We start from the raw sequence: 11,380 nt of genomic DNA on the forward strand, positions 1-11,380 counted from the left end.
TTTCGCGACCAACCCGCAGACGTTCACAGGAGCCGCGCAATGCCCGCAACCGTTCTGGTACTGGTTGAAACCATCAATGACTATTTGCCGATCCTCGAACATCAGGGCTTCCACCTGATTCTCGCTCCGACACCCGCCGAACGTGCGCAAGCCATCGCCACCCACGGTAGCCGCATCGACGCAGTGCTGACCCGCGGCCCATTGGGCCTCAGCGCCGATGAAATCGCCGCCCTGCCCGCGCTGAAAATCATCACGGTGATCGGCGCCGGGTACGAGCACGTCGACTTGCAAGCCGCGAGCAACCGCGGCATCACCGTCACCAACGGCGCCGGGGTCAATGCCTCGTCGGTGGCCGACCATGCGATGGCGATGCTGCTGGCGCTGGTCCGTGACATCCCGCGTTGCGACGCTGCCGTACGCCGCGGGGAATGGCCGAAAATCATGCGCCCGTCGCTGGCCGACAAACGCCTGGGGATTCTCGGACTGGGCGCAGTGGGCATGGCGATCGCCAAACGCGCAAACCTCGGCTTCGACATGCAGATCAGCTATCACAGCCGTCAGGTGCGCAACGATGTGCCGTACGCGTTCTGCTCGACGCCGACCGAACTGGCGCGAGCGTCGGACTTCCTGATCGTCGCCACGCCCGGCGGCATCGGCACACAGCATCTGGTTACCCGCGCAGTGCTCGATGCGCTTGGTCCGAAAGGGTTTATCGTCAATATTGCCCGCGCCAGTGTGATCGCCACGGCGGATCTGATCACCGCCCTTGAACAACGCAGAATTGCCGGCGCCGCACTGGATGTGTTCGACCACGAGCCACAAGTGCCGGATGCGTTGAAAACCCTGAGCAATGTGTTGCTGACACCACACGTCGCCGGCCTGTCCCCGGAAGCGACGCAAGGCACGGTGGAGCTGGTAGGCAAAAACCTCGTGGCGTTCTTCTCGGGCGAGCCAGTGCTGACGCCCATCGCGCTACCACCGAAACTCAACAACCAGCGCGTGCACTAAAGCACGCCGAGCAACGTCCACAAACGCCGCGATTCGGCGTCGGCACTGATCAACTCACCGAGTAACTCGCTCAGCGGTTTGTTGCCCCACTCGACCCCGCGCCGGATCAGATACGGCACCGGGCTGTGGGGTTCGGTGCGGGCGAGGTATTCGGCGATCAGCAGCAGTTGGCGATACGCCTCTTCGCGATTGGCCGGCTCACGAAAGGCCAAGGCGACCGGTACGTGTTCTTCTGGCTGCGCAACGGCGACGGGGGCTTCGACCAGCGGCGGTGGCGGTGCCGGTTGTTGTGGGTGCATGGCGATAAACTCCTGAACCAGTTTCAGCAGCGCCTGGATGGTGTCCTGCAAGGGGCGCAATCCCGGCGCCTGATCTCCCAGATAGGCATCACTCCAGGTGTTGAGCCGTTGCAAGTGTTGCAGGCTCAGGAGCAGATTGCCCTGAGTGCGCAGCCAGAACGCCAGCGGCGTGGCGCGCACTTGTTCGTTGAGTTTCTTCTGTTCATTGCGCGCGATTTCCGCTGAGGTCTTGGCGTTCTTGCTGTCGTTGGTCTGCACTTGCTGCACCTGCAAGCGCCGCCAGACTTCCAGGGTGTAAGCCTCGAAATCGCTGTTGCGGCTACCGAACAACGGAACCCGCGTGAGCAATATTTCACTGTAGCGGCGCACCAGCCATTCCAGCGGAATCACCCGCCACGACTGGTCGCCGTCCTCGGCCTGCGGGTGCAACTGCTCGGGAAAGCGCTCACACAACCCGGCGATCAGCGCCAGACTGCCGGGCAAGCCGTCCAGCGCTTGCAAGTGCAACCACGCCTCGCCGAGCCAGGCACTGAGCATCAGGTCCTTGCTGCGCTCCAGCAATAACGTTGTCGTAAGTTTTTCGACGTCCGGCCAGTTCGCGCGCTTGAGTGTCGATTGCCAGACCCCGGTCGGCAGGCTGGCGTCGTCTTCGCGACGCAGGTCGCGCAACTGGTCGAACTCACGTTCATAGCGCAGATCGACGCCGCACGGCATATCCGCGCTGAGCGGTGTGAGCAGTTGGTCAATCAAGTCCGGCAACGTCGTCGATGGCAGGCTCACATGTCTTCCTTCTGTGATTCAAGGGCGGCGGTGCTGCCGGTCACCTGAAACGGAGAACGCGGCGCGCGGGTTGGCAACGGCGCGATCGACAGCGGCAGTTTCGAGCCTTGGCTCATCAGCGACAGGCGCACGAACATGCGCGTAAAGTCGCTGGTGACGCTGTCCGGCGCCCCGGTCACGGGTAAACGCAACGTCAGCGGGAAATCGGTGTAATCCACGTTTGGCTGACGCTGCACCGAGAAATGCGCGCGCATCAGGCGCAGCAATGACCATGGCCCGCCGTACTCCCAACCGGCCTCCAGATCACGCACCACCAGATTCGGTTGCTGTGGATCATTGACTGGCCGCTCCTTGCCGTTACGCGCCCAGCGCAGGGTCAGGCGGACAGGCTGGCCGACCATCCAGCGCAGGTTTGGTTGCTCGGCTGCCGGATAGTTGATTTGCTGATTGCCGGCGAGCAAGCCCCAGGCAATCACCTGATCGGCGCCCAGCTCATCATCGCGATCGGTGCGCCAGCGCACGTCCAGTTCGACGCCAAGGATGCCGCTCTTGTCACGCACGAACAGCGGCGTCAGCCAAGTGCTCGCCTGCTTCAAGCGGTTGAGAAAGTCCGCTGCGGCCAGGCGCTCCGGGGTCTGGTTGGTGACAAGGCCGGCCTGCGCGACCGGCAGTTTCTTGTCGATCAGTTGCAGAAAATATTCAACCCGCGCCGGATCGGCGTCCTGCATCTGCACGCCGTTGGCGAACGGAAAGCGATCCGCCAGATATTGATTGAAGTAGTTGGCCAGCTCATTCCACGCCGCAGCGGCCTGTTGCACTTGCAGCATCTGGCAACGCTGCATGGCCTCCTGCTGCAACTCCACCGCGCGCATCGCCAACGTGCCGCGTCCGCCGGCGACGTTGGCGGTCTGCAACATTTGCAGGCAGGAATTGACGTCCATCTCGACGAAGTCGCGACTGACCAGTTGCTCGATCTGTGCCGGCGAACTGGCCGGGTTGGCCTCTTTGTATTTGCGCAGTTCGTCGTTGAGCGCACTGAACTGCGTCACGCGTTCGTAATCCAGTGCCGACAGATTGGCTTGCTGTGTTGTCAGCCACTGCAACGAAGACGTGCGCCGCTCAGTGATGCCGAGCATGGTGTTGAACTGCTGCTTGAGGCTCAGTTTCAGATCCTGCACGTCACTGGCGCCGAACAATTCCAGACCGAGGTTTTTCGAACCGTCCCACTGGCTGATTTCGGCCCTTCCGCCGAACAGCGGTTGCGCGGTGATTTCATCCAGACCGCCAATAATCTGCGCCATGGCGCGGCGGTTGAGCGCCGCTTGCAGGCGGGTGGAGAGATCCGGACGATGCACCTCGACGAAAGCCTTTTGCAGGGCCATGGCTTGCTCGGCCTGCACATTGAACACAGCGTAAGGATGCGCCTGATCGTTGTGATCCTTGAGGCTCAACCACATCGCCTGGGCAGCGGCACGCTCGGCGGCTTTGAGCACCGCAACGCGATAGTCCGGTGGAATGCGTGGCAGTTCTTCGGCGATGTAGCTGTTGTAATCGGCGAAATACTTCAGCGATTCATTGAGGTCATCGCCGTCCACGGTCTGGCCTTGCATATTGACGTTGTCTTCGCTGGCACGCAGGGCAACGGAAACGAAGTCACGCTTGAACAGCGCCTGTATCGCGTTGTCCAGCTTGATCACTTGTTCCTGCAAGGCCAACTGCCCGCTGACTTGCTGCACCAGCAGGTTGTCCCGCGAACCGATCTGGGCGATCCATTGATCGCGGAAACTCTGCTGCAAGCGTGACGCTTGCGTGTCGAGGTCTTGTTGGACTTGCGCGCCCAACAATGTGCTCTTGCCCACTTTGGCGAGGAAGTCACCATAACCCGGCACCAGCTCCTGGCCCTTGCCGCGACTCCACGTCGAATTGGTCAGGGCGATCGCCGCTTGCAAATCGTCGACCAGCGCGGTCAGGTCTTCCAGCTCCCGCAGGCTGTTGCCACTGCCGGCCTCCAGTTGATCGAGGTGCAACTTGAGGTAACCGGCCTTGCTGACAAAGTTGTCGGCGAGGAAATATTGATCCAGCCAGCGCTGCATCAACCCGGAAAAGTTGCTGACGATCTGCGGCCGGTCGACGCTCAGATCAAGCGCCTGCAAGCTGCCGTCTTCCCCGGCCACGAGCAACCGATTGTAGAACGCCGCATAGGGCAAGGTGCCCGTGTTGAGGTTCAGTGACAGCGCGTTGTTGCTCAGTTGCACCAGGTCGTCCAGCGGCGCGCGCGGGTTGTTCTGCACTTGATTGAACAATTGGTTCTGCTGTTCCAGACGCAAGGCCCGATCCACCAGATCGTTCGCCTTCAGATAGTTCTGCCACTGCGCCGGGTCGTCGCTTTCGACACTGCTGCGCCGGTCGGTGCTGCGGATCGCCTTGATCTGTGCCAGTTGCGCGCTTAACAGATCATGCAGCGGCACCATCATATGGCGCTGGGTAGACTGCAACACTTGCTGTTCGAGTTGATTGTCGAGCGAGGAAAACCACGATGTCGGAAACACCAGAGAAACGTAGTTCCAGTGCGGCGCACGCTCCAGCACGCGCCAGAAGGTCTGCACATTGCGTCGGGTCGAGTCGACCCGCTGCGCCTCGTCGCTGATTGCCACGTAGCCTTTTTGCGCGCCTTGCATCTGCCGCGCCAGTTCGTGGGCGTCCTTGACCGATACCTGCCAGACCCACAGCATCGCTACGGCCCATATCACCCCGACCACCAGCGCCACACCGGCCGTCAATCGCTGCCAACGCTGACGCAAGCGCAACAGACGCGGCACGCCCTGCGCCAAGCCTCGTTCGCCGACCAGGCGCTGGCGCCACAACTGGCGCACGAACACGCTTTGCTGCAAGCCGCTGTCGTCAGCAGAAAATCCATCTTTGGCATCCTCCGAGGCCTGACTGGCGCTGAAATAGACACCGCGAAAACACGGCGCTTCACCCTGAGCGTTGCCTTGAAACACCGGTTCCAGAACACTCTGCAAACCGCGCCGCAACGTTTCCAGACGCTCCGGCAAGGCGTAGAGATCGGCACTCAACTGGCCGGACAACGTGCCGATTTCGATAATGGCTTCCGCTATGGCGCGATGGAGGCGATCGAGCGCCTGATCGCTCCACTGCCCTTGCCAAACCGCATCGCGTGAATAAGGTGACGACCAGCCCAGGGTACGTTCGCGGGCCTCGTCGGGCAGCGCGCTGATCAGTTCCTGGAAACCCGGCAACTCTTCAAGTCCGGTGATGATCACGTACACCGGCACACTCAAGCCAAAACGTTGCAGCAGATCGATGAAGCGCCGGCGCGCCGCCAGACCGAGGCCGGCGGCCTGTTCAAGATTGCTCAGACGACTGACCGGCACCAGCCAGACCACCCCGTCCAGCGGCCGCTTGCTGCGCATCCGCAAGATCAAACCCAGCAAACGCCACCAGCCGCCACGCTGCAAATGCATACCGTCGTCGGGCAGAAACAACGCCTGCGGCACTACCAGCACGGCGCCTTCGGGATCCGACCACCAGCGGCCGAACCACGCTGGTTTGTCGGTCGGTTGCAGGCGCCATTCGTTGACCAGTTGGGTGCCCTGGTTTTCGTCGCCGAGCATCAACAGCCATGGCATCTGATAGCGGTCGTGACTGCCCTGCTCCTGCTCCATTTGCCGCACGGCGGCATAAAAACTACGGATTGCGGCGCCACTCTGGGTGCGCAACCACCACACCGCCACGGCAATGATCACCACGACCAGCAGCAGCGCGACAACCCACGCGAGCATCGTCAGGGTACTCATGAGTCTTGCTCCGCCGGCACCACCGAGTCGATGATCTGCAGCACCGGTTCCAGCTCCGACTGAATGTCACGCCAGAGGAACTGACCAAGCCCGGTCAGCAACAGCAGCATCGCCAGAATCCCCAGCGCCAGGCGAAAGCCATCCGGCAGCGCCGTGCGCACCGGCAGTTGCAATGGCGGGGTCAGCGACGGCTGCACCAAGCGCTGACTGACTCCGCCATAACTCGCTTCGTCTTGCCAGGCAAAGGTGTACAGCGCCAACCGCCACTTCTCCAGTTGCGTCTGGCTGTGTTCGCCACGCAGGCGCCCATGGAAGCCGAGGATCAGGCACTGCAGATAGACATTGGCCAGATCGCGGGTGGTCGGTTGCTGCTCGTCGAGCAGTGTCTGAATCGCCGCCGGCACTTGCTCGCCGGCCTGACGGCTGGCGTACAGCCGCGACTCCAAGGGTTTGTCCTGCCACGCCGCTTGCCCGGGCCATGGCGTGAACAGCAGGGTTTCATCGACCAGCGCGACGAATGCATACACCAGAGCCTTGACCTGCTCGGTCGCCGAATCGCCGACCCGCGCATAAGCGGTGCGCCACAATCGCTGCGACGCTTGCGTGGACAGTTCGACCACGGTCTCCACCAGCGCAGCTTCGTCCTCGCTGTCCTTGGGCAATTGCACCCAGTCCTGTTGCCATTGCTGCCACGTCTGGCGGAACGCGCTGCTCAACGGTGCGTCCTGCAACCCAAGGCTTGCGGCACTTCCTTGCGACATACGGCGTTCCTTGTGTGATCAGGCACTTTCACTGTTCTGGGCGACAAACAGCACCACTTGCCACGGACTGCTGGTCAGCTTCGCCGCTGGTGCGGCGATCATCAGCGGCAGTTGCGCGTCGAACCACGCGCCTTCGGCCGTCAGCACAAACAGCCGCGTGTCCTCGCCGACGCTGTAGGCCACCTGTTCGCTGCGACTCATGGCCTGATGGGACAAACCGCTCATGCGCTGACGACTGAGCAGCGCGATGTGCGGCGCCGAAGCGATGATCGCACCGCGCAACCAGTCGACCGCGGCTTGCTCGCTGGCGCCGTTGGGCATGCGCAGACCGATGACCAGACGCTGACTCGGCTGCTCGTCCGGCAGTTGAATCGAAAAACTCTGCTCACCGCGTTCGAACGGCAGACTGCGGTAGCCGGCGCGGATCAGTTCGAGGGTGGTTTCCAGCCATTGCAGCACCGCGTCATAACCGCGCTGCAATTCGACAAAATCCAGCGGGGCAAACGCCGGCACACCGGCCAGCGGATCGAGCGCCGACCACGCACCCGCCAGTCCGAGCAGGTGCACATAAAGCGTTTGCGGGTGGGCGATGCGGCTGTTCAGCGCGCCTTCGACTTCCGGCAGGCGAACCCACAACGCGGTCAACTGCCGACGGATTTCCAGCGCGTCGTCCTGATTGCCGGCCTGCTGCGCCTGACGCAAACGGCCACCGAGAAACAGGCACTTTTCCCGTGCCCGCGCACAGAGGCCGGCGATGCGTCGACCGAGCGCCGATTCCGGTAACAGGGTCGGCGTCGGCGCGGTATAAGACAGCGCCAGGAAACCGCCGCCCTCCTTGCGGATTTTCAGCAGCGGCAGGCAGATCGAATCGGCCTTGTTCAGTTGCGTGCACAGGCGTGGATTGGGGCGCCACACGGTGATCGACTCAGGGAACTCGCCGCTGGTGAGATCCGGTAGTGCGTCGCCCACCACCGACTGCAAGCGGCCCATGAGTGGCAGCAATTGCCCAGCCCGCCACATCGGGCTGATCGCCAGGTAAACGGTAACGGTGGCGTCGTCGGTGGCATCGATCGCCGCGCCGACATCCAGTTCCAGCGTCGGCCCGATCCCGGCCTGCAAATCCACGGGCAAGCCGTCGGGCATCGTCCCTTGCAGCGACACCACCCGTACCACCCCGGCACTCAGCGCCGAAGGGTCGAATTCCATGTGGCTGACACCCCAGAACCACGGGTTGCAGGCTTGCGCCAGATGCGCACCGAGCGCTTCGGCCCGCAGCCCTTGCAACTGAAAATGCTGCGGCAGCAATTGCATGCCTTCGTGCCAGCAAACCGCGTCAGGTAGCAGACTCATACGACTCCCTTCGACAAGGCCGCGATCCGGCGGCAGCGGTGGTGTTTCAGTGTTCGGTGGCGTTGACCAGGCTCATCTCGCGACTGTCGAATTTCAGCCACGCCTCACTCTGATCGTCGAGCCGCAAGCGGTGTGCTCCGGGTGTGTTATAGCTGGCGAAGACCAAAAGTCCAGCAGCCTTCTTGCCCCCCAACGGGAAGGGTTGGCGGTCGATGAATTGCCCCGGCACCAGCTCCAGTCCCCACACGCTCATCAACTGACGATAGTCGCGCTGGTACTGCTCGCGTCCGGCGAACCACTGGCTGGCACTGATGCCCGACAATTGCTTGAGCAGATCAGGGTCGGCGACCGCGATGAAATCCACGGCAATCGGCGTGTCGTCGTTGGCTTTCGGGGCGACGTCGAGGGTCAGGCTGTCGAGGTCAACTTTCGGCCCGAAGAACGAGCAACCGGCCAGAGTCACCAACACCAGCGTTAGAAAAAGTCGTGTACGCAAAATGAATTTTCCTTTTCACGAACCTGTCCAAAAATGTTTTTGCTTGCTTTTTTATAGACCTGTTCTAGCGTCTTGGGTAGTTCGGTTCCTACAGCCGAATCAAGAAGGTTTGTCAAAGGAACGACAGGTCATCTGCCTCCCTTTCTAACCTACGGTCCAGCAAGGGAAAGCGATGAACGGGCCTCCCCGATGCATTGCGCCCGCTCATCGCATCGGAGTCCGCCGTCATGGCAGAAAGTACTCAGCACAAGCTCGACCGGGTGCGCCCGCCCCGAGTGCAAATCACTTACGACGTCGAAATCGGCAACGCCATCGAGAAAAAGGAATTGCCACTGGTGGTCGGCATCCTCGCTGACCTCTCGGGCAAGCCGCTCGAACCATTGGCAAAACTGACTGAACGGCGTTTTACCGAAATCGACCGCGACAACTTCAATGAAGTGCTCGCCTCGATCGGCCCACGCGCCACGCTGCAGGTCAACAACACCCTCAGCGGCGACGACAGCAAGCTCAATATCGAACTCAATTTCAAACACATCGACGACTTCGATCCGGTCAAAGTGGTGGAACAAGTCACCCCGCTGCGGCGCCTGTTCGAAGCCCGCCAGCGCCTGCGCGATCTGCTGACCAAACTCGATGGCAACGATGACCTGGACAAGCTGTTGCGCGATGTCATCGCCAACACCGAAGGCCTGCAGGAAATCAAATCGGCCCGCCCGGACACCGCTACCCCGGCCGCTGACGCCGAGGCCCCGGCCGAACCGCAAGCCTGATCGTCCACCTAATCGAGGGGAGAATTCGCCATGCCCGCTTCAGCTCAGAAACAAGCCAGCGACAGTACGACCGAGACACTTTCCCTGCTCGACCAGATCATTCTCGACGGCCGCATGGCCCACGATGACAGTCAGCAGGATTACGCTCGCGACATGCTCGCGGAGTTCGCCACCCAGGTCCTCGACGAAGGCATGGCCATCGACAAGGACACCGTGGCGATGATCAACGACCGCATCAGCCAGATCGACGAGCTGATCAGCGCCCAGCTCAACGAGGTCCTGCACCACCCCGACCTGCAAAAACTCGAAGCCTCGTGGCGCGGTCTGCACCTGCTGGTGCAGAACACCGAAACCAGCACGCGGCTGAAACTGCGCCTGCTCAACGTGACGCAGAAAGAGTTGCAGAACGACCTGGAGAAAGCCGTCGAATTCGACCAGAGCGCGCTGTTCAAAAAGATCTACGAAGAGGAATACGGCACCTTCGGTGGCCACCCGTTCAGCCTGTTGGTCGGTGACTACACCTTTGGCCGGCACCCGCAGGACATCGGCCTGCTGGAGAAACTGTCGAACGTCGCCGCCGCGGCTCACGCGCCATTCATTGCCGCCGCAAGCCCGCGCCTGTTCGACATGAACAGCTTCACCGAACTGGCGGTGCCGCGTGATCTGTCCAAGGTCTTCGAGAGCCAGGAGCTGATCAAGTGGCGCTCGTTCCGCGAGAGCGAAGATTCGCGCTACGTCTCTCTGGTGCTGCCGCATTTCCTCCTGCGTCTGCCCTACGGCCCCGACACCTCGCCGGTGGAAGGCATCAACTACGTCGAAGACGTCAACGGCACCGACCACAGCAAATACCTGTGGGGCAATGCCGCGTGGGCGCTGTCGCAACGCATCACCGAAGCCTTCGCCAAGTACGGCTGGTGCGCGGCGATTCGTGGCGCTGAAGGCGGCGGCGCGGTCGAAGGCCTGCCGGCGCACACCTTCCGCACCAGCTCCGGCGACCTGTCGCTGAAATGCCCGACCGAAGTGGCGATCACCGACCGCCGCGAGAAGGAACTCAACGACCTCGGCTTCATCGCCCTGTGCCACAAGAAAAACAGCGACGTCGCGGTGTTCTTCGGCGGCCAGACCACCAACAAGTCCAAGGTCTACAACACCAATGAGGCCAACGCCAACGCGCGGATCTCGGCGATGTTGCCGTACGTGCTCGCGGCCTCGCGTTTCGCCCATTACCTGAAGGTGATCATGCGCGACAAGGTCGGCAGTTTCATGACCCGCGACAACGTGCAGACCTACCTCAATAACTGGATCGCCGATTACGTGCTGATCAACGACAACGCGCCGCAGGAAATCAAGGCGCAGTACCCGTTGCGTGAGGCGCGGGTGGACGTCACCGAAGTGGCTGGCAAACCCGGTGCCTATCGCGCGACGGTGTTTCTGCGCCCGCACTTCCAGCTCGAAGAGTTGACCGCGTCGATCCGCCTGGTGGCGACTTTGCCGCCACCGGTTGCTGCCTGACCTGCTTTGCCCCCGCCGCTGCTGCGGTGGGGGCTTTCTCTATCTAGCGCGACACCCTTCAGGAGTTTCAAGCGATGGATGCAATCATTCTCGACCTCGGCGGCGACATCAAAGGCGACAGCCTGCTCGAAGGTTTTGCGGACAAGATCGAAGTCATGTCCTACAGCCACAACGTGGCGATGCAAGTCACCAACGACGTCAGCAACTCGGAGCGCACCTCCGGCAAACCCCATGTCGGCGAGTTCACCGTGACCAAGTTTATCGACAGCTCGACGCCGTCACTCAACGAATACTGCTGCGCGGGCAAACCGATCCCCGAAGCCATCATCACCATCGGCCGCAACGCCGCCGAAGGCAGCGGGCAGTTGATGCCCTTTATCGTCTACACCCTCACCAACGTGGTGCTGTCCAACGTCAGTGTCAGCGGCGGCACCGGCGGTAAACCGGTGGAAACCGTGTCGCTGAACTTCACCAAGATCAAATGGGAACTCACCGCACAGAAAGACGATGGCACCAAGGAAGGCACCGCCGCGTCGACCTGGGACATGGCCGCCAACAAGCTTGTCAGCTAACCCGGCGCTCTGGC

At 61.8% G+C, this 11,380-nt stretch carries 9 protein-coding genes; 4 read left to right on the forward strand and 5 right to left on the reverse strand.

The features are described 5' to 3' along the window. The first annotated feature begins 39 nt into the window (after positions 1–39). Positions 40–1,008 carry a 2-hydroxyacid dehydrogenase gene (locus tag M5G26_RS09240; RefSeq protein WP_134173942.1) on the forward strand — a complete coding sequence of 323 codons (969 nt, stop codon included), beginning with the start codon at positions 40–42 and terminating at the stop codon, positions 1,006–1,008. Here the strand turns inward: M5G26_RS09240 and tssA are convergent. The 5 genes from tssA to M5G26_RS09265 are packed head-to-tail and all read right to left on the reverse strand — an operon-like array spanning position 1,005 to position 8,512. Continuing rightward, a complete protein-coding gene (gene tssA / locus M5G26_RS09245) occupies positions 1,005–2,087 on the reverse strand; it encodes a type VI secretion system protein TssA (protein ID WP_273915101.1) in 1,083 nt (360 codons plus the stop codon). The genes M5G26_RS09240 and tssA overlap by 4 nt on opposite strands. Then, entirely contained in the window at positions 2,084–5,905 is a 3,822-nt protein-coding gene (locus M5G26_RS09250) for a type VI secretion protein IcmF/TssM N-terminal domain-containing protein (protein ID WP_273915102.1), read from the reverse strand. The genes tssA and M5G26_RS09250 overlap by 4 nt, the downstream gene beginning before the upstream one ends. Continuing rightward, positions 5,902–6,666: a DotU/TssL family secretion system protein gene (locus M5G26_RS09255; RefSeq protein WP_273915103.1), complete on the reverse strand. Its 765-nt coding sequence runs from the start codon at positions 6,664–6,666 to the stop codon at positions 5,902–5,904. Before M5G26_RS09255 ends, M5G26_RS09250 begins: the two co-directional genes overlap by 4 nt. Before the next feature lie 18 nt (positions 6,667–6,684). Next, positions 6,685–8,016, reverse strand: coding sequence for a type VI secretion system baseplate subunit TssK (tssK, locus tag M5G26_RS09260; RefSeq protein WP_273915104.1), 1,332 nt, complete (start codon positions 8,014–8,016; stop codon positions 6,685–6,687). 46 nt (positions 8,017–8,062) lie between these two features. After that, a complete protein-coding gene (locus M5G26_RS09265; RefSeq protein WP_134173952.1) occupies positions 8,063–8,512 on the reverse strand; it encodes a type VI secretion protein in 450 nt (149 codons plus the stop codon). Between the two features lie 227 nt (positions 8,513–8,739). On the opposite strand from M5G26_RS09265, the gene tssB reads away from it, so the two are divergent. The 3 genes from tssB (at position 8,740) to M5G26_RS09280 (ending at position 11,366) form a co-directional block, all read left to right on the forward strand. Then, positions 8,740–9,282, forward strand: a complete 543-nt coding sequence (tssB, locus tag M5G26_RS09270) for a type VI secretion system contractile sheath small subunit (protein WP_064117633.1) — start codon at positions 8,740–8,742, stop codon at positions 9,280–9,282. A gap of 30 nt (positions 9,283–9,312) precedes the next feature. Continuing rightward, positions 9,313–10,794, forward strand: a complete 1,482-nt coding sequence (gene tssC, locus M5G26_RS09275; protein WP_007911038.1) for a type VI secretion system contractile sheath large subunit — start codon at positions 9,313–9,315, stop codon at positions 10,792–10,794. 74 nt (positions 10,795–10,868) lie between these two features. Next, entirely contained in the window at positions 10,869–11,366 is a 498-nt protein-coding gene (locus M5G26_RS09280; protein WP_007911046.1) for an Hcp family type VI secretion system effector, read from the forward strand. Positions 11,367–11,380 lie beyond the last annotated feature (14 nt).

The organism is Pseudomonas sp. TNT2022 ID642 (assembly GCF_028656995.1).
Taxonomy (GTDB): Bacteria; Pseudomonadota; Gammaproteobacteria; order Pseudomonadales; family Pseudomonadaceae; genus Aquipseudomonas.